Consider the following 18,320-nt stretch of genomic DNA (forward strand, 5'->3'; position numbering starts at 1 on the left):
AGCAAGGGCTTTTGCAATACTCTTCAGAGAGTAGCAACTGGCATTGCTGTTTCAAATAACTCTATGAACTGGAAGGTGATATATGCTTTCTCTATTGAAACCTAAAGTGGCAACACATAAGGTTCCTGAAAGTGAAATAAAGAATACGTATAATCGTTATCGTATGCAGGCGCTATTTAGCGTATTTATCGGTTATCTTTCGTATTATATTGTCAGGAATAACTTTGTTCTTTCCACACCTTATTTAAAGCAAGATCTTAATCTGTCTGCGACTCAAATAGGTCTACTTAGCAGTTGTATGCTGATCGCCTACGGTATTAGTAAAGGGGTAATGAGTAGTCTGGCAGATAAAGCGAATCCTAAAGTCTATATGGCTGTGGGTTTGGTTCTTTGTGCTCTCGTTAACGTGGCGCTTGGATTTAGTTTTGCTTTCTGGATGTTTGCGGGACTTGTTGTTTTAAACGGTCTCTTTCAAGGAATGGGGGTTGGTCCTTCGTTTATTACAATAGCCAACTGGTTCCCTCGTAAAGAACGAGGCATCGTCGGTGCGGTCTGGAATATTTCACACAATGTCGGGGGCGGTATTGTTGCTCCGATTGTTGGTGGTGCATTTGCTGTGCTGGGGACTGAACACTGGAAAATAGCAACATATGTTGTTCCAGCGATTGTATCTGTTGTCATTGCTATAGTGGTACTGATGTCAGGTAAAGGTTCGCCCGTAAGTGAAGGTTTGCCGCCATTAAGCGAAATCGTCCCGGACGACGTCAGCATTAAAGCAAAAGATGATCGTGCGCCGGAAGATATGACGGCCTGGCAAATTTTTTGTACCTATGTGCTAAAAAACAAGAACGCATGGTTCGTCTCTTTCGTTGATGTTTTTGTCTATATGGTGCGTTTCGGAATTATCAGTTGGTTGCCTATTTACCTGTTAAGTGTGAAACATTTTACGAAGACTGAAATGAGCACGGCATTTTTAATCTTCGAATGGGCGGCGATTCCAACTACATTATTTGCTGGTTGGTTGAGTGATAAATTATTTCGTGGTCGCCGTATGCCACCCGCTATTATCAGTATGGTATTAATTTTCTTCTGCCTGCTGGGCTACTGGAAAAGTGACTCTCTGCTCTCTATTACCATTTTTGCTGCTTGCGTAGGCTGCCTTATCTATGTACCGCAGTTCCTGGCTTCTGTTCAGACAATGGAAATTGTCCCCAGTTTTGCCGTGGGTTCCGCAGTCGGTTTGCGTGGTTTTATGAGCTATATTCTTGGCGCAACGCTTGGAACAAGTCTGTTTGGTGTTATGGTCGATCAGGTTGGTTGGGATGGCGGTTTTTATCTTCTGCTTGCTGGTGTTATCTGCTGCATTATTTTCTGTACGTTAACGCACTTTGGCGCGATCGCCATGGAACGACAGCGTCAAAATGACGTTGCTGAGTTTTCGCAAGAGCTTCAGAGCAGCAAAAGTTAGATTTGGGGGGGCCAATTATGATGCGATTGGCCCATTACCATGAAAACAGCGGCCATTCTTTAGCAACGGTAGTGAGTTGTGGCGCATCGAAAACGGCCTGAGGTGAAACCACAGTTTCCTCAAGAGGAATATTTTTGCCGTAGCGTTCTTTGAGCTTTGCCTGAACCAGCGGGTTACTAAGATCGAACTCTTTTAGTTTTTGCTGCTCACCCACGCGTATTCCCAGCGCGTTCTGATAAACCTTCCACACCACTTCCGAACAGTACTGGCGATCGTCGCTCCACGAGAAGCTGAAATCGTATGGTTTGCCGAGATAACGTTTTGCCGTTTGCGCCAGTTTTTGTTGCTGTTCGGCGCTGAGTCCGCCTTCAACGCGGCGAACAACGTATTTGCCATTTTCACCGTGGGCGATCCACTGTTTGAGCGGGGTGTATTTCACCGGGCCGACCGCTTCAAAGACGTAGGGCTTTTTGTTACGCATCACCAACATACCGGTGTGGCTGTAATCGGAATGGGTTGCCAGTTGGATTGCTTTACTTTGCGATGAGCGAGAAATTTGAAAGATGATGTCGCCGGTTTGCGGTTGCCAGGCAAGGGCAGGCACAGAAACCAGCAGGCCGGGGAGCAGTAGCCTGTATTTCATAGTTAAACGTCCATGTATAAAAAGCGGTGGGTTAGAGCAGAACCGCTGACAACGTGCTCGTTGTTTATGCCGGATGCGGCGTGAACGCCTTATCCGGCCTACAAGTTCGTGCAAATTCAATAAATTGCAATATGACGTAGGCCTGATAAGCGTAGCGCATCAGGCGATTCCACTCTCCGCGCCGCTCTTTTCCGCTTTAGTATTCCCACGTCTCCGGGTTAATCCCCATCTCACGCATGATCTCTTTTGCCGCTTCCGGGATTTCGTCGCTGCGCTCTTTACGCAGATCGGCATCATCCGGCAGAGGTTGCCCGGTAAAGGCATGCAGAAACGCTTCGCACAGCAGCTCGCTGTTAGTAGCGTGACGCAGGTTGTTCACCTGACGACGCGTGCGTTCATCGGTGAGGATTTTTAACACCTTAAGAGGAATGGAAACCGTAATCTTTTTGACTTGTTCACTCTTCTTACCGTGCTCAGCGTATGGGCTGATATATTCGCCGCTCCATTCAGCCATGAGATACTTAATCCTCTTCGTCAATAAATTGAGACCAGACCGCACAGTTTATAAGGGTACTGGTCATAAACCCGCATAGTTTACCGCACAGGCGCTACCGTGACATCGTGTAATGCGCCTGCCAGCGTGATAATGCATATAATTTTAACGGCAATTTCGGATTTGCTCAATCTATACGCAAAGAAGTTTAGATGTCCAGATGTATTGACGTCTATTAACACAATGTTTACTCTGGTGCCTGACATTTCACCAACAAAGCCCAGGAAACTTCATCACATGACGCGTAAACAGGCCACTATTGCAGTGCGTAGCGGGTTAAATGACGACGAACAGTATGGTTGCGTTGTCCCGCCTATCCATCTTTCCAGCACCTATAACTTTACCGGATTTAACGAACCACGCGCGCATGATTACTCGCGTCGCGGCAACCCAACGCGCGATGTGGTCCAGCGGGCGCTGGCAGAACTGGAAGGCGGTGCAGGTGCGGTGCTAACCAATACCGGCATGTCAGCTATTCACCTGGTCACGACTGTCTTTTTGAAACCCGGCGATCTGCTGGTTGCGCCGCACGACTGCTACGGCGGCAGCTATCGCCTGTTCGACAGCCTGGCGAAACGCGGTTGCTATCGCGTGTTGTTTGTTGATCAGGGCGATGAGCAGGCATTACGGGCGGCACTGGCAGAAAAACCTAAACTGGTGCTGGTAGAAAGCCCAAGTAATCCATTGTTACGCGTCGTGGATATTGCGAAAATCTGCCATCTGGCAAGGGAAGTCGGGGCGGTGAGCGTGGTGGATAACACCTTCTTAAGCCCGGCATTACAAAATCCACTGGCATTAGGTGCCGATCTGGTGTTGCATTCATGTACGAAATATCTGAACGGTCACTCAGACGTGGTGGCGGGCGTGGTGATTGCTAAAGATCCAGATGTTGTCACCGAACTGGCCTGGTGGGCAAACAATATTGGCGTAACGGGCGGCGCGTTTGACAGCTATCTGCTGCTGCGCGGTCTGCGTACTCTGGTGCCGCGTATGGAGCTGGCTCAGCGTAACGCGCAGGCGATTGTGAAATATCTGCAAACCCAGCCGTTGGTGAAAAAACTTTATCACCCATCGCTGCCGGAAAATCAGGGGCATGAAATTGCCGCGCGCCAGCAAAAAGGCTTTGGCGCAATGTTGAGTTTTGAACTGGATGGCGATGAGCAAACGCTGCGTCGTTTCCTGGGCGGGCTGTCGTTGTTTACGCTGGCGGAATCGTTAGGGGGAGTGGAAAGTTTAATCTCTCACGCCGCAACCATGACACATGCAGGCATGGCGCCAGAAGCGCGTGCTGCCGCCGGGATCTCCGAGACGCTGTTGCGTATCTCCACCGGTATAGAAGATGGCGAAGATTTAATTGCCGACCTGGAAAATGGCTTCCGGGCTGCAAACAAGGGGTAAAAATGAGTGTGATTGCGCAGGCAGGGGCGAAAGGTCGTCAACTGCATAAATTTGGTGGCAGTAGTCTGGCTGATGTGAAGTGTTATTTGCGTGTCGCGGGCATTATGGCGGAGTACTCTCAGCCCGACGATATGATGGTGGTTTCCGCCGCCGGTAGCACCACTAACCAGTTGATTAACTGGTTGAAACTAAGCCAGACCGATCGTCTCTCTGCGCATCAGGTTCAACAAACGCTACGTCGTTATCAATGCGATCTGATTAGCGGCCTGTTACCTGCCGAAGAAGCCGATAGCCTTATTAGCGCCTTTGTCAGCGATCTTGAACGCCTGGCGGCGCTGCTCGACAGCGGTATTAACGACGCGGTGTATGCGGAAGTTGTGGGTCACGGTGAAGTGTGGTCGGCGCGCCTGATGTCTGCGGTGCTTAACCAACAAGGACTGCCTGCGGCCTGGCTTGATGCCCGCGAGTTTTTACGTGCTGAACGCGCCGCACAACCGCAGGTTGATGAAGGGCTTTCTTACCCGCTGCTGCAACAACTGCTGGTGCAGCATCCGGGCAAACGTCTGGTAGTGACCGGGTTTATCAGCCGTAACAACGCCGGTGAAACGGTGCTGCTGGGGCGTAACGGTTCTGACTATTCCGCTACCCAAATCGGTGCGCTGGCGGGTGTTTCTCGCGTAACCATCTGGAGCGACGTCGCCGGGGTATACAGCGCCGACCCGCGTAAAGTGAAAGATGCCTGCCTGCTGCCGTTGCTGCGTCTTGATGAGGCCAGCGAGCTGGCTCGTCTGGCGGCACCTGTCCTCCACGCCCGTACTTTACAGCCAGTTTCTGGCAGCGAAATTGACCTGCAACTGCGCTGTAGCTACACGCCGGATCAAGGCTCTACACGCATTGAACGCGTGCTGGCTTCCGGTACAGGAGCGCGTATTGTCACCAGCCATGATGATGTTTGTTTGATTGAGTTTCAGGTGCCCGCCAGCCAGGACTTCAAACTGGCGCATAAAGAAATCGACCAGATCCTGAAACGCGCGCAGGTGCGCCCACTGGCGGTTGGCGTACATAACGATCGCCAGTTGCTGCAATTTTGCTACACCTCCGAAGTGGCTGACAGCGCCCTGAAAATTCTCGACGAAGCGGGATTACCTGGCGAACTGCGTCTGCGTCAGGGGCTGGCGCTGGTGGCGATGGTCGGGGCGGGCGTCACCCGTAACCCGCTGCATTGCCACCGTTTCTGGCAGCAATTGAAAGGCCAGCCGGTCGAGTTTACCTGGCAGTCGGATGACGGCATCAGCCTGGTGGCAGTACTGCGTACCGGCCCGACCGAAAGCCTGATCCAGGGGTTGCATCAGTCCGTATTTCGCGCGGAAAAACGCATTGGCCTGGTTCTGTTCGGCAAGGGCAATATCGGTTCCCGCTGGCTGGAACTGTTTGCCCGTGAGCAGAGCACGCTTTCGGCGCGTACCGGCTTTGAATTTGTGCTGGCAGGCGTAGTGGACAGTCGCCGCAGTCTGTTGAGCTATGACGGGCTGGACGCCAGCCGCGCGTTAGCGTTCTTCAATGATGAAGCCGTCGAGCAGGATGAAGAGTCGCTGTTCCTGTGGATGCGCGCCCATCCGTATGATGATTTAGTGGTGCTGGACGTTACCGCCAGCCAGCAGCTTGCCGATCAATATCTTGATTTCGCCAGCCACGGTTTCCATGTCATCAGTGCCAACAAACTGGCGGGAGCCAGCGACAGCAATAAATATCGCCAGATCCACGACGCCTTCGAAAAAACCGGGCGTCACTGGCTGTACAACGCTACCGTCGGCGCAGGCTTGCCGATCAACCATACCGTGCGCGATCTGATCGACAGCGGCGATACTATTTTGTCGATCAGCGGGATCTTCTCCGGCACGCTCTCCTGGCTGTTCCTGCAATTCGACGGTAGCGTGCCGTTTACCGAGCTGGTGGATCAGGCATGGCAGCAAGGGTTAACTGAACCTGACCCGCGTGATGACCTTTCCGGCAAAGACGTGATGCGCAAGCTGGTGATTCTGGCGCGTGAAGCAGGTTACAACATCGAACCGGATCAGGTGCGTGTGGAGTCGCTGGTGCCTGCTCATTGCGAAGGCGGCAGCATCGACCATTTCTTTGAAAATGGCGATGAGCTGAACGAGCAGATGGTACAACGGCTGGAAGCTGCCCGCGAAATGGGGCTGGTGCTACGCTACGTGGCGCGTTTCGATGCCAACGGCAAAGCGCGTGTGGGCGTGGAAGCGGTGCGGGAAGATCATCCGCTGGCATCACTGCTGCCATGCGATAACGTCTTCGCCATCGAAAGCCGCTGGTATCGCGATAACCCGCTGGTGATCCGTGGACCAGGCGCAGGGCGCGATGTCACCGCTGGGGCGATTCAGTCGGATATTAACCGGCTGGCGCAGTTGTTGTAAGTTCAGGAGCCCAATTAGGCATGATGTACATGCTTGTTGGGCTTATGGCCTTTAACACAATTTACCTAATTATCATTGAGTTGTAAGCCGGATAAGGTGTTCACGCTGCATCCGGCAAGAAACAATAAATCCGTCTGCCAGGTTTCTTGTAATTCCCATCCTGAATCTTTTTCATCTTCCCTGATTTTTCCTCACCATCATTGGTCATTTTTCGGTTGACGCCCCTCGGCTTTTCCTTCATCTTTACATCTGGACGTCTAAATGGATAGATGTTCACAACACAACATATAACTACAAGCGATTGATGAGGTAAGGTATGAGCTTTTTTCACGCCAGCCAGCGGGATGCCCTGAATCAGAGCCTGGCAGAAGTCCAGGGGCAGATTAACGTTTCTTTCGAGTTTTTCCCGCCGCGTACCAGTGAAATGGAGCAGACCCTGTGGAACTCCATTGATCGCCTTAGCAGCCTGAAACCGAAGTTTGTGTCGGTGACCTATGGCGCGAACTCCGGCGAGCGCGACCGTACACACAGCATCATTAAAGGCATTAAAGATCGCACCGGTCTGGAAGCTGCGCCGCATCTCACCTGCATTGATGCGACTCCCGATGAGCTGCGCACCATCGCTCGCGACTACTGGAATAACGGCATTCGCCATATTGTGGCGCTGCGTGGCGACCTGCCGCCGGGAAGCGGTAAGCCGGAAATGTATGCCTCTGACCTGGTGACGCTGTTAAAAGAAGTGGCGGATTTTGATATCTCCGTGGCGGCGTATCCGGAAGTTCACCCGGAAGCGAAAAGTGCCCAGGCCGATTTGCTTAACCTGAGACGTAAAGTCGATGCCGGCGCCAACCGTGCGATTACTCAATTCTTCTTCGATGTCGAAAGCTACCTGCGTTTTCGCGATCGCTGCGTATCGGCGGGTATCGATGTGGAAATTATTCCGGGCATTTTGCCGGTCTCTAACTTTAAACAGGCGAAGAAATTTGCCGACATGACCAACGTGCGTATTCCGGCGTGGATGGCGCAAATGTTTGACGGTCTGGATGACGATGCCGAAACCCGCAAGCTGGTGGGCGCGAATATTGCCATGGATATGGTGAAGATTTTAAGCCGGGAAGGAGTGAAAGATTTCCACTTCTATACGCTTAACCGCGCTGAAATGAGTTACGCGATTTGCCATACGCTGGGTGTTCGACCTGGTTTATAAACATTGTGTCTTTTGTGAAAATCACACAGTGATCACAAATTTTAAACAGAGCACAAAATGCTGCCTCTAAATGAGGGTGGGAAAATAAGGTAGTCAGCCTTGTTTTCTCCCTTCTTCCTTGAAGGATGTGAAGCTAAAACACTTTTTTATAAAGTATTTGTCCTAAATCGGACATAATCAAAAAGGCTTAATTACGATCAATTTGATCTACATCTCTTTAACCAACAATATGTAAGATCTCAACTATCGCATCCGTGGATTAATTCAATTATAACTTCTCTCTAACGCTGTGTATCGTAACGGTAACACTGTAGAGGGGAGCACATTGATGAGCACGTCAGACGATATCCATAACACGACAGCCACCGGCAAATGCCCGTTCCATCAGGGCGGTCATGACCAGAGCGCAGGTGGGGGCACAACCACTCGCGACTGGTGGCCAAATCAACTCCGTGTTGACCTGTTAAACCAACATTCTAATCGTTCTAACCCGCTGGGTGAGGACTTTGACTACCGCAAAGAATTCAGCAAATTAGATTACTACGGCCTGAAAAAAGATCTGAAAGCCCTGCTGACAGAATCTCAGCCGTGGTGGCCAGCCGACTGGGGCAGCTATGCGGGCTTATTTATTCGTATGGCCTGGCACGGCGCGGGGACTTACCGTTCCATCGACGGACGCGGCGGCGCAGGTCGTGGTCAGCAACGTTTTGCACCGCTGAACTCCTGGCCGGATAACGTAAGCCTTGATAAAGCGCGTCGCCTGTTGTGGCCAATCAAACAGAAATATGGTCAGAAAATCTCCTGGGCAGACCTGTTTATCCTCGCGGGTAACGTGGCGCTGGAAAACTCCGGCTTCCGTACCTTCGGGTTTGGTGCCGGTCGTGAAGACGTCTGGGAACCGGATCTCGACGTTAACTGGGGTGATGAAAAAGCCTGGCTGACCCACCGTCATCCAGAAGCACTGGCGAAAGCACCGCTGGGCGCAACCGAGATGGGGCTGATTTACGTTAACCCGGAAGGCCCGGATCACAGCGGCGAACCGCTTTCTGCGGCGGCAGCTATCCGCGCGACCTTTGGCAACATGGGGATGAACGACGAAGAAACCGTGGCGCTGATCGCGGGTGGACACACGCTGGGTAAAACCCACGGTGCCGGTCCGACATCTAACGTTGGCCCTGACCCGGAAGCTGCACCGATTGAAGAACAAGGTTTAGGCTGGGCGAGCACTTACGGCAGCGGCGTTGGCGCAGATGCCATCACCTCTGGTCTGGAAGTGGTCTGGACGCAGACGCCGACCCAGTGGAGCAACTATTTCTTCGAAAACCTGTTCAAATATGAGTGGGTACAGACCCGCAGCCCGGCTGGCGCAATCCAGTTCGAAGCGGTAGACGCACCGGAAATTATCCCGGATCCGTTTGATCCGTCGAAGAAACGTAAGCCGACGATGCTGGTGACCGACCTGACGCTGCGTTTTGATCCAGAGTTCGAGAAGATCTCTCGTCGCTTCCTCAACGATCCGCAGGCGTTCAACGAAGCCTTTGCCCGTGCCTGGTTCAAACTGACGCACAGGGATATGGGGCCGAAATCTCGCTACATCGGGCCGGAAGTACCGAAAGAAGATCTGATCTGGCAAGATCCGCTGCCGCAGCCGATCTACAACCCGACCGAACAAGACATTATCAGTCTGAAATTTGCGATTGCGGATTCTGGTCTGTCTGTCAGTGAGCTGGTATCGGTGGCCTGGGCGTCTGCTTCTACTTTCCGTGGTGGCGACAAACGCGGTGGCGCCAACGGTGCGCGTCTGGCATTAGCACCGCAGCGCGACTGGGATGTGAACGCCGCAGCCGTTCGTGCTCTGCCAGTTCTGGAGAAAATCCAGAAAGAGTCTGGCAAAGCCTCGCTGGCGGATATCATCGTGCTGGCAGGTGTGGTTGGCGTAGAGAAAGCCGCAAGCGCCGCAGGGTTGAGCATTCATGTACCATTTGCGCCGGGTCGTGTCGATGCGCGTCAGGATCAGACTGACATCGAGATGTTCGAGCTGCTGGAGCCGATTGCTGACGGCTTCCGTAACTATCGCGCCCGTCTGGATGTTTCCACCACCGAGTCGCTGCTGATTGATAAAGCACAGCAACTGACGCTGACCGCGCCGGAAATGACCGCGCTGGTGGGCGGGATGCGTGTACTGGGTGCCAACTTCGATGGCAGTAAAAACGGCGTCTTCACTGACCGCGTGGGCGTATTGAGCAATGACTTCTTCGTGAACTTGCTGGATATGCGTTACGAGTGGAAAGCGACCGACGAATCGAAAGAGCTTTTCGAAGGCCGTGACCGTGAAACCGGCGAAGTGAAATACACGGCCAGCCGTGCGGATCTGGTGTTTGGTTCTAACTCTGTCCTGCGCGCGGTGGCGGAAGTTTACGCCAGCAGCGATGCCCACGAGAAGTTTGTTAAAGACTTCGTGGCAGCATGGGTGAAAGTCATGAACCTCGACCGTTTCGACCTGCTGTAATCTGACCTCCTTCAGCGACTGCCTTTCAGGCAGTCGCTGAAGTTTCTTTACCGGCGTATAGTGTCGCTAACAAAACTACTACACGCTGGATCTCTCATGCCTACTACGGGAAAGAGCAACCCACTGGCAATCAGTGGCCTGGTTGTGCTCACACTTATCTGGAGTTATAGCTGGATTTTCATGAAGCAAGTCACCAGCTACATCGGTGCCTTCGACTTCACCGCCTTACGCTGCATTTTCGGCGCTCTCGTTTTATTCATCGTCCTTTTATTACGTGGTCGCGGAATGCGCCCGACGCCGTTTAAATACACCTTAGCCATTGCCCTGTTACAAACCTGTGGGATGGTTGGCCTGGCGCAGTGGGCGCTGGTCAGCGGCGGTGCGGGAAAAGTGGCTATCCTGAGTTATACCATGCCATTCTGGGTGGTGATTCTCGCGGCATTGTTTCTCGGTGAACGCCTGCGACGTGGGCAATATTTCGCGATTCTGATTGCCGCCGTTGGTTTATTGCTGGTGTTGCAGCCGTGGCAACTCGATTTCTCCTCGATGAAAAGCGCCATCCTGGCAATCCTCTCCGGTGTTAGTTGGGGGGCGAGCGCGATTGTTGCTAAACGTCTGTATGCCCGTCATCCGCGCGTGGATTTATTGTCGTTAACATCCTGGCAGATGCTCTATGCGGCGCTGGTGATGAGTGTGGTCGCTTTACTGGTGCCGCAACGTGAAATTGACTGGCAGCCCACAGTGTTCTGGGCGCTGGCCTACAGTGCGATTCTGGCGACGGCGCTGGCCTGGAGCTTATGGCTGTTTGTGCTGAAAAACTTACCCGCCAGTATTGCCAGCTTAAGCACACTGGCCGTTCCCGTTTGCGGCGTACTCTTTTCCTGGTGGCTGCTCGGTGAGAATCCGGGGGCCGTTGAAGGTAGCGGTATTGTGCTGATTGTGCTGGCACTGGCGCTGGTGAGCCGTAAGAAAAAAGAAGCCGTCAGCGTAAAAAGGATCTGAAGCGTATCTTCATGGGTGCTATCGCTTATTTCGTAAAATAGCGGTAGTGCCCGACAATCCGCCAGCTAAACAGCACATCTTCCTCCTGTGCGCCTGCGCCAATGTTATGTATCACCAGCGGCGTACCGTCGCGGGCGAAGCCATCTGACACCACCCCAATATGCGCCAGCCCGTTATCTAATCGCCAGGAGACAATATCGCCCGCTTGATAGTCACTGGCGTTTTTGCTGGTGGGGCGTGTTTTATCGTGGCGGCTAAACCAGGTTTCCAGATTCGGCACCCGACGATGATCGATGTTGCTGTCCGGACGTTTTAACTGCCACTTTTGTGGATAATCGGCAAAATTCTTCGCCATATCTTCATGCACCAGCTTCTGCAAATCGACCTTCTGGCTGCGCAAGGCGCGGATCACTACATCAGAACATACGCCGCGCTCCTGCGGGACATCGCCGCCAGGATAGGTAAGCTGCACATATGCCGGATCGTAAAACAGCGTGCTGCCAATTTGCTGTCTGGCACCGTCTGCGATGGCAAGGTTGGTGTTGGTCTGGATTTGTACCACGGTTGGTGGAACGGCGGGAGATTTTAAGGAGTGGCTGGTAAATCCCGTCAGAAGACTGACCAACGCGAGTGAAGCTTTCATCTGTTTCGTCCGTGAAAATAATCGTCGCAGATTCGACCTTCCGGGCGTTTGAATGTTCTGTGGGGAAAATGTCCAGAAGCGGATAAAAAAACTCCGAACAACGCGGAATTTCAGATGGGTGACAAAGTAAAAAAGTGTCCGGACGGTTCCCTCACATCTTTGGGGAGAGGGCGAGGGGGAAAACCGTGCCCTCAGTGACGAATGAGCCAGTTTGGCAGCAATTTCCAACACCCGGACAACGCAGGTGTTTCAGACGGGCGACAATGTATAAAACGTGCCCGGACGGTCCCCTCGCCCCTTTGGGGAGAGGGTGAGGGGAACAAACCAGCTCCGGCGCGACCCCGGCAAGGGGGAATACCGTGCCCACTTTGCCTGCAATCTCAAACTCCCGGACAAGCCGGGAGTTTGGCATAGGTTATTCCCACTCTTGCAGGAAACGCTGTCCGTACTGGTCGGCTACCAGCAGTGCGGCGTAAACCTGATCTGGCGTTGCGCCGCCTGGCATGTTGTGAATAGTTTCACCTTCTGCACAAGATGCTTCTGCGACAATCCGCATTTTCGCCGGAATATCTTCTTTAATATCCAGTTGCGCCAGGGTAATTGGCAGACCAACGGCATGACACAGCGCCGCTACGGTTTCGATTTCCTCAACCGGTGCGTTTTCCAGCACCAGTTGTGTCAGCGTACCGAACGCCACTTTTTCACCGTGATAATAGTGATGCGCGTCCGGGATAGCGGTCAGGCCGTTATGCACCGCGTGTGCCGCAGCCAGACCACCGCTTTCAAAGCCTACACCGCTCAAATAGGTATTCGCTTCAATCACGCGCTCCAGCGCCGGAGTTACCACATGCTGTTCGGCAGCAAGCATCGCTTTTTCGCCTTCTTCCAGCAGGGTGTTGTAGCACAGTTCAGCCAGCGCCAGCGCGGCCTGGGTGCACTTGCCGCCCGCCATCGTGGTCGCGCCACTGCGAGAGCAGGCACGTGCTTCAAACCAGGTTGCCAGCGCATCGCCGATACCCGCCGCTAACAGACGTGCAGGTGCGCCAGCAACGATTTTTGTATCCACAATGACGCGTTCCGGGTTGTTCGGCAGCAGCAGATAGCGGTCAAACTCACCATCATCGGTGTAGATAACAGACAGTGCGCTACACGGTGCGTCGGTAGAGGCTATGGTCGGTGCGATTGCTACCGGAACGCCCATAAAGTGCGCCAGTGCTTTGGCGGTATCGAGAGTTTTGCCACCACCGATACCGAGAATTGCGCCACACTGAGCTGTTTCCGCAATGCCGCGCAGACGGTCGATCTCATTTTGCGAACATTCACCGCCAAACGGCGCAATTTCTACTACCAGTCCAGCATCTTTAAAGCTTTTCTCGACAGTGGATTGAGCAAAGCCTAAAACAAATTTGTCACCCACCACTAACCAGCGTTCCGCCAGTGGCTTCAGGTATTCGCCCAGACGATTAATGACATCTGCGCCCTGGATGTATTTACCCGGTGATTGAATAATGCGGTCCATAATTGCTCCTTTAGAGATGAGTAGTGCCAAATGCGGCGTTCCAGTCGTGTTCGAACTTCTCTATTGCTGACTCTACCGCAGGCGTGTTGAGCATTTGTTGCGCTACATCTAAGGGCAGGGTGATGGATTCACATCCTGCCAGCAAACAATCCAGCGCCTGACGCGGTGTTTTAAAGCTGGCAGCCAGCACCATGCTTTCTGGCGCGTGCATTTCCAGCAATGCTTGCAACTCCTGAACCGTGCGAATACCGTCACCGCCCTGGGCGTCTACGCGGTTAACATACGGAGCAACATATTTGGCGCCTGCCAGCGCGGCTAATAACCCTTGTGCGGCGCTATATACAGCGGTGCCAAGCGTAGTAATACCTTCTTTTTTCAGTATTTTAATTGCTGCCAGACCTTCGGCGGTTACCGGGATTTTCACCACGATGCCCGGAATGGCGTCGCGCAGACGCTTCGCTTCTTCCACCATACCCTGCGCGTCACGGCTCATGGTCTGAGCAAACAGAATGCCCTCATCACCAATCGCTTTTTGCAGACGCGGCAGCACTTCCCAGATGGACTCCTTGCTGACAGCGATAATGCTCGGGTTAGTTGTCACCCCGGCAATCGGGAATATGCGTGCCAGACGTTCGACTTCTGCGACGTTAGCGGTGTCCAGATACAGTTCCATGATGTTTCCTTTTACAGTTCCAGTTCATGTTGCAGCAGGCTGGCGATAGCGTCGGCAGAGGCGGCGTTAACCAGCGCGTTACGGAATTCTTCGTGCATGATGCGACGAGCGAGGCGCGAGAAAATGCGCATATGCTGATCGCCCGCAGCGTGTTTGTTCAGCGTTAACATAATGATGAATTGCGCTTCATCATCGCCCCAGCGTACCGGCGCTGCCAGACGCGCCACGCTGATGGTGGATTGCTCAATGTGTTCTGATTTGCTGTGTGGAATGGCAAAACTAAAGCCCAGACCGGTAGAGAAAACGGCCTCGCGCGCCCACAAGTCGGCTTCCAGTTTACGCGGATAGCGGCAGCGGCCTGCCAGCAGCAGGTTATCGGTCATGCTTTTGAGCACTTCTTCTTTGCTGCGCCAGTCGCTTTCCAGCGTGATGCACTCAGCGGTGACCAGCGGTGCGTCCTGTTGTGTCATGCGGAATTGTGCCAGCAGGTGTTCCACTTCCAGCGAAGTACGGCAGGCCATTGCCTGGTTGAGCAACTGGCGGCACTCACGGCTATCAAGTTGCGCCATTCGCGCTTTCGCCGCCGGAATTGACGGTGCGCTCATGCTGAGTTCATCCAGCCCTAAACCGACCAGCAACGGCAGCACTGAACCTTTCGCTCCCAGTTCACCGCACAGACCAATCCATTTCCCCTGGCGATGCACCGCCTGCACGGCGTAATCGAGCGCCCGCAAGAAGGCCGGATTCAGGCTGTTGTAGTGACGGGTAACTTTGGCGTTATCGCGATCTACTGCCAGCAGATATTGCGTCAGGTCATTACTACCGATACTAAAGAAATCAATCTCTTCGCAGCACTGATCGATGATGAACATCACCGACGGCACTTCCAGCATAATGCCGAGCTGGATCTTCTCATCAAACGGAATATGTTCGTTACGCAGTTGCTGTTTAGCTTCCGCCAGTTTTTCTTTCACCCATAAGATCTCTTCCATTGAGGAGATCATCGGGATCATGATTTTCAGGCTACCGTGAGCAGAGGCGCGCAGGATCGACCGTAGCTGCGTGGTAAACAGCGAGGCGTACTCTTCATAAATACGCACGGCGCGATAACCGAGGAACGGGTTAGCTTCTGCGGGAATGTTCAGATAATCAACGGGTTTGTCACCGCCAATGTCCATGGTACGCACAATAATGCTGCGCCCGTTGGCGGACTCCAGCGCCTGACAAAAAATGTTGTACAGCTCGCTTTCGCCCGGTGCGCTGGTGCGATCCATATAGAGCATTTCAGTGCGGAACAAACCAACGCCTTCCGCGCCATTGCCAAATGCGGCCTGCGCTTCCACGGAGTGGGCGATGTTAGCGGCAATTTCAATGCGGATACCGTCAGCGGTGCGGGCTTGCTGAGTCAGCCAGACACGTTGCTGCTCACGCAGGGCGTCCTGTACGCGGGCTTCTTGTTGATAATAACGCGCTACCGCGTCTGTCGGTTCGACCACAATCGCCCCGGCGTTGCCGTCGATATAAATCGTTTGCTGCTGCCACGGAGTAAGCGTGTCGATATCCACGCCAACCAGTGTCGGAATGTTGAACGAACGGGCAAGAATTACCGTATGTGAGGTGGTGCCGCCGCTTTTGAGTAACAAACCTTTGAGGTGATTTTTATCCAGTTCGAGGAACTGACTGGGGGTCAGTTCATCAGCCATACAAATGGCGGGCTGCGTCAGTTTGCCCGGTGCTGGAAAGCGTTGTTCACCGTAAATTTGCTGGAGTAACTGGAAGCAGACATCGCGCACATCCAGCGCACGTTCTTGCAGATAGCTGCTGCTGGAGCGGGCGAACTCTTCGCAAAAGTGATTCGCACTGGCGACAATCGCTTCGGCGCAGCTTAATCCGGCGCTGACACCTGCCAGTAAGTGGTGACGCAAAGATGTATCGCTCGCTAATGAACGGTGCGCTTCCAGAATCGCGCTGGTGGCGCCGTCGCTATCCAGCAGACGAAACTCAATATTTTTCAGTACCAGTGTCAGGCCGTTTTCCAGTGCGGATTGCTCGGCGTCAACGTCTTTGGCTGCGGGAAGATTACCCAGCGCGTTAAGATCTAAAGAAGAGATCGGCGTCAGAATGCCACCTGCGCTACCGCTGCATACGGTGCGGGCGCGGATAATTCTCGGATTCAGGTTGGTCAGTGAAACCGGCAACGGCTCCAGTTCGTCAGATTTAACTTCCGCCAGCGGCGCGTCGCAGTGGGGAAATTCATCGCGCAGCCATTGGCTTAAACGCTGGTGCGCTTCCTGTTCGTCGGCTCCGGAAATCAGTAACTGGCAGTTATCGCCCACCAGCGTGTCGGTGCCAATCAGCGCCAGTGCGCTTTTGGCGTTGCCTTTGCGATCGGTGCGCAGGTTATGCCACTCAATTTGTGATGAAAAAGTATTACACAGCGTTTCAACGTGGCTTGCCGGACGTGCATGTACGCCGTTAGGTAGCTCACAAATAAATTCTACAATCAGGGCCATTGCCTTTCTCCCGGTACGGTTTTCTGTTTACAGGATAAGAGCGCACGGCAACGGCCTGCCATGTGACAAATCTGCCAAAAGCTGGACAAATGTAATGTAACCGCCAATTTGCGACGCGTCTCACAAGACGCGTCACTCCGGCATGATTCCGAGTTAACGCAAGTTATGAGGCGGATCGCATTTTTGTACAGACATTACAAAAATCCAGTAAATGGCCTTTTTATCCACTGTTTGCCCTGCTTGCGATTGCCTATTGTTTCTGCCATCAAAAATATGGACATGGGCTTTACTAAGCCCGGGAGCGACTTATGAATGAGTTGGTGCAGATCCTGAAAAACACCCGTCAGCACTTAATGACGGGCGTTTCACACATGATTCCCTTCGTGGTATCGGGCGGTATTTTGCTGGCGGTTTCCGTCATGTTGTATGGCAAAGGCGCAGTGCCGGATGCCGTCGCCGATCCGAATCTGAAAAAACTGTTTGATATCGGCGTCGCGGGTTTGACGCTGATGGTGCCTTTCCTCGCGGCGTACATCGGTTATTCCATTGCAGAACGCTCTGCGCTGGCGCCGTGCGCTATTGGTGCCTGGGTTGGTAACAGTTTCGGCGCGGGCTTCTTTGGCGCGCTGATCGCCGGGATTATCGGCGGCATCGTGGTGCATTACCTGAAGAAAATTCCGGTGCATAAAGTTCTGCGTTCTGTCATGCCCATCTTCATTATCCCAATCGTCGGCACACTGATTACCGCTGGCGTCATGATGTGGGGGCTGGGCGAGCCGGTGGGTGCGTTGACTAACAGCCTGACCCAGTGGCTTCAGGGAATGCAGCAGGGCAGCATTGTTATGCTGGCGGTGATCATGGGATTGATGCTGGCGTTCGATATGGGCGGCCCGGTTAACAAAGTGGCTTATGCATTCATGCTGATTTGCGTTGCTCAGGGGGTTTATACCGTGGTGGCCATTGCCGCTGTGGGTATTTGTATCCCGCCGCTGGGTATGGGGCTGGCGACGTTGATTGGTCGTAAAAATTTCTCCGCTGAAGAGCGCGAAACGGGTAAAGCGGCGCTGGTGATGGGGTGTGTTGGCGTCACTGAAGGGGCGATTCCTTTCGCCGCCGCCGATCCGTTACGTGTGATCCCTTCCATCATGGTCGGTTCTGTTTGTGGCACGGTGACCGCAGCAATGGTCGGTGCGCAGTGCTATGCAGGCTGGGGTGGTCTGATTGTGCTGCCGGTGGTTGAAGGTAAGTTGGGTTATATCGCAGCAGTGGCTGTCGGGGCGGTTGTGACGGCAGTCTGCGTGAACGTGCTGAAAAGTCTGGCGCGTAAAAATGGGTCTTCGGCTGATGAGAAGGAAGATGACCTGGATCTGGATTTTGAAATTAATTAATTGAGGAACGAGCCATGATGAAAATTATTGCAGTAACCGCATGTCCTTCAGGTGTTGCCCATACCTATATGGCGGCAGAGGCGCTGGAAAGCGCCGCGAAAGCGAAAGGCTGGGAAGTGAAAGTAGAAACCCAGGGCTCGATCGGTCTGGAAAATGAACTGACTGCGGAAGATGTGGCGAGTGCCGATATGGTGATTCTGACCAAAGATATCGGCATCAAGTTTGAAGAGCGTTTTGCTGGCAAGACCATCGTGCGCGTCAACATCAGCGATGCAGTAAAACGCGCTGATGCCATCATGAGCAAAATCGAAGCCCATCTGGCGCAAACCGCTTAAGTTCTTATCCCGCCCGCAAGGGCGGGTTCGCTTT

At 53.2% G+C, this 18,320-nt stretch carries 14 protein-coding genes; 8 read left to right on the forward strand and 6 right to left on the reverse strand.

Translation table 11 applies throughout. The features are described 5' to 3' along the window. The first annotated feature begins 82 nt into the window (after positions 1 to 82). Complete coding sequence (locus FC814_RS09105; protein ID WP_024212600.1) at positions 83 to 1,468, forward strand: MFS transporter; 1,386 nt, start codon at positions 83 to 85, stop codon at positions 1,466 to 1,468. 34 nt (positions 1,469 to 1,502) lie between these two features. Here the strand turns inward: FC814_RS09105 and FC814_RS09110 are convergent, their stop codons facing one another. Further along, positions 1,503 to 2,111 (reverse strand): YiiX family permuted papain-like enzyme, encoded by a 609-nt coding sequence (locus FC814_RS09110; RefSeq protein WP_000877404.1) that lies wholly within the window; start codon positions 2,109 to 2,111, stop codon positions 1,503 to 1,505. 196 nt (positions 2,112 to 2,307) lie between these two features. After that, positions 2,308 to 2,625, reverse strand: a complete 318-nt coding sequence (metJ, locus tag FC814_RS09115; protein ID WP_000852812.1) for a met regulon transcriptional regulator MetJ — start codon at positions 2,623 to 2,625, stop codon at positions 2,308 to 2,310. A 276-nt stretch (positions 2,626 to 2,901) separates the two neighbouring features. Here metJ and metB point away from each other — a divergent pair, with 276 nt between their 5' ends. The 5 genes from metB (at position 2,902) to yijE (ending at position 11,215) form a co-directional block, all read left to right on the forward strand. After that, entirely contained in the window at positions 2,902 to 4,062 is a 1,161-nt protein-coding gene (gene metB, locus FC814_RS09120) for a cystathionine gamma-synthase (RefSeq protein WP_001295694.1), read from the forward strand. Positions 4,063 to 4,064: 2 nt separating this feature from the next. Further along, positions 4,065 to 6,497 carry a bifunctional aspartate kinase/homoserine dehydrogenase II gene (gene metL / locus FC814_RS09125; RefSeq protein ID WP_000110772.1) on the forward strand — a complete coding sequence of 811 codons (2,433 nt, stop codon included), beginning with the start codon at positions 4,065 to 4,067 and terminating at the stop codon, positions 6,495 to 6,497. A gap of 316 nt (positions 6,498 to 6,813) precedes the next feature. Further along, entirely contained in the window at positions 6,814 to 7,704 is an 891-nt protein-coding gene (metF, locus tag FC814_RS09130; RefSeq protein WP_000007526.1) for a methylenetetrahydrofolate reductase, read from the forward strand. A gap of 328 nt (positions 7,705 to 8,032) precedes the next feature. Next, positions 8,033 to 10,213 (forward strand): catalase/peroxidase HPI, encoded by a 2,181-nt coding sequence (gene katG / locus FC814_RS09135; protein WP_024212599.1) that lies wholly within the window; start codon positions 8,033 to 8,035, stop codon positions 10,211 to 10,213. Positions 10,214 to 10,309: 96 nt separating this feature from the next. Then, positions 10,310 to 11,215: a cystine transporter YijE gene (gene yijE, locus FC814_RS09140; protein WP_032226772.1), complete on the forward strand. Its 906-nt coding sequence runs from the start codon at positions 10,310 to 10,312 to the stop codon at positions 11,213 to 11,215. Positions 11,216 to 11,240: 25 nt separating this feature from the next. On the opposite strand, the gene FC814_RS09145 is transcribed toward yijE, so the two are convergent. From FC814_RS09145 to ptsP, 4 genes are all read right to left on the reverse strand, one after another. Further along, positions 11,241 to 11,858 carry a DUF1287 domain-containing protein gene (locus FC814_RS09145; protein ID WP_137325846.1) on the reverse strand — a complete coding sequence of 206 codons (618 nt, stop codon included), beginning with the start codon at positions 11,856 to 11,858 and terminating at the stop codon, positions 11,241 to 11,243. A 415-nt stretch (positions 11,859 to 12,273) separates the two neighbouring features. Next, positions 12,274 to 13,377 (reverse strand): bifunctional L-1,2-propanediol dehydrogenase/glycerol dehydrogenase, encoded by a 1,104-nt coding sequence (gene gldA / locus FC814_RS09150; RefSeq protein WP_000373988.1) that lies wholly within the window; start codon positions 13,375 to 13,377, stop codon positions 12,274 to 12,276. 10 nt (positions 13,378 to 13,387) lie between these two features. Then, positions 13,388 to 14,050, reverse strand: coding sequence for a fructose-6-phosphate aldolase (gene fsa, locus FC814_RS09155; protein ID WP_137325847.1), 663 nt, complete (start codon positions 14,048 to 14,050; stop codon positions 13,388 to 13,390). 11 nt (positions 14,051 to 14,061) lie between these two features. Further along, the gene (gene ptsP, locus FC814_RS09160; protein ID WP_137325848.1) at positions 14,062 to 16,563 is read right to left on the reverse strand and encodes a phosphoenolpyruvate--protein phosphotransferase; all 2,502 of its coding nucleotides are present in this window, start codon (positions 16,561 to 16,563) and stop codon (positions 14,062 to 14,064) included. A gap of 308 nt (positions 16,564 to 16,871) precedes the next feature. On the opposite strand from ptsP, the gene FC814_RS09165 reads away from it, so the two are divergent. Both FC814_RS09165 and FC814_RS09170 read left to right on the forward strand, forming a co-directional pair. After that, a complete protein-coding gene (locus tag FC814_RS09165) occupies positions 16,872 to 17,951 on the forward strand; it encodes a PTS fructose transporter subunit EIIC (RefSeq protein WP_001004465.1) in 1,080 nt (359 codons plus the stop codon). Between the two features lie 14 nt (positions 17,952 to 17,965). Beyond that, positions 17,966 to 18,286 carry a PTS fructose-like transporter subunit IIB gene (locus FC814_RS09170; protein ID WP_025210087.1) on the forward strand — a complete coding sequence of 107 codons (321 nt, stop codon included), beginning with the start codon at positions 17,966 to 17,968 and terminating at the stop codon, positions 18,284 to 18,286. Positions 18,287 to 18,320: the final 34 nt, after the last annotated feature.

The sequence above is a fragment of the Escherichia sp. MR genome, assembly GCF_005280595.1.
In the GTDB taxonomy this organism is placed as follows: Bacteria; Pseudomonadota; Gammaproteobacteria; order Enterobacterales; family Enterobacteriaceae; genus Escherichia; species Escherichia ruysiae.

Coding starts and splice junctions, on each gene's coding strand:
- metJ (WP_000852812.1), bottom strand. CDS start 2,625: ATGGCTGAATGGAGCGGCGAATATATCAGCCCATACGCTGAGCACGGT.
- FC814_RS09170 (WP_025210087.1), top strand. CDS start 17,966: ATGATGAAAATTATTGCAGTAACCGCATGTCCTTCAGGTGTTGCCCAT.
- FC814_RS09110 (WP_000877404.1), bottom strand. CDS start 2,111: ATGAAATACAGGCTACTGCTCCCCGGCCTGCTGGTTTCTGTGCCTGCC.
- yijE (WP_032226772.1), top strand. CDS start 10,310: ATGCCTACTACGGGAAAGAGCAACCCACTGGCAATCAGTGGCCTGGTT.
- FC814_RS09145 (WP_137325846.1), bottom strand. CDS start 11,858: ATGAAAGCTTCACTCGCGTTGGTCAGTCTTCTGACGGGATTTACCAGC.
- gldA (WP_000373988.1), bottom strand. CDS start 13,377: ATGGACCGCATTATTCAATCACCGGGTAAATACATCCAGGGCGCAGAT.
- fsa (WP_137325847.1), bottom strand. CDS start 14,050: ATGGAACTGTATCTGGACACCGCTAACGTCGCAGAAGTCGAACGTCTG.
- metB (WP_001295694.1), top strand. CDS start 2,902: ATGACGCGTAAACAGGCCACTATTGCAGTGCGTAGCGGGTTAAATGAC.
- FC814_RS09105 (WP_024212600.1), top strand. CDS start 83: ATGCTTTCTCTATTGAAACCTAAAGTGGCAACACATAAGGTTCCTGAA.
- ptsP (WP_137325848.1), bottom strand. CDS start 16,563: ATGGCCCTGATTGTAGAATTTATTTGTGAGCTACCTAACGGCGTACAT.
- FC814_RS09165 (WP_001004465.1), top strand. CDS start 16,872: ATGAATGAGTTGGTGCAGATCCTGAAAAACACCCGTCAGCACTTAATG.
- katG (WP_024212599.1), top strand. CDS start 8,033: ATGAGCACGTCAGACGATATCCATAACACGACAGCCACCGGCAAATGC.
- metL (WP_000110772.1), top strand. CDS start 4,065: ATGAGTGTGATTGCGCAGGCAGGGGCGAAAGGTCGTCAACTGCATAAA.
- metF (WP_000007526.1), top strand. CDS start 6,814: ATGAGCTTTTTTCACGCCAGCCAGCGGGATGCCCTGAATCAGAGCCTG.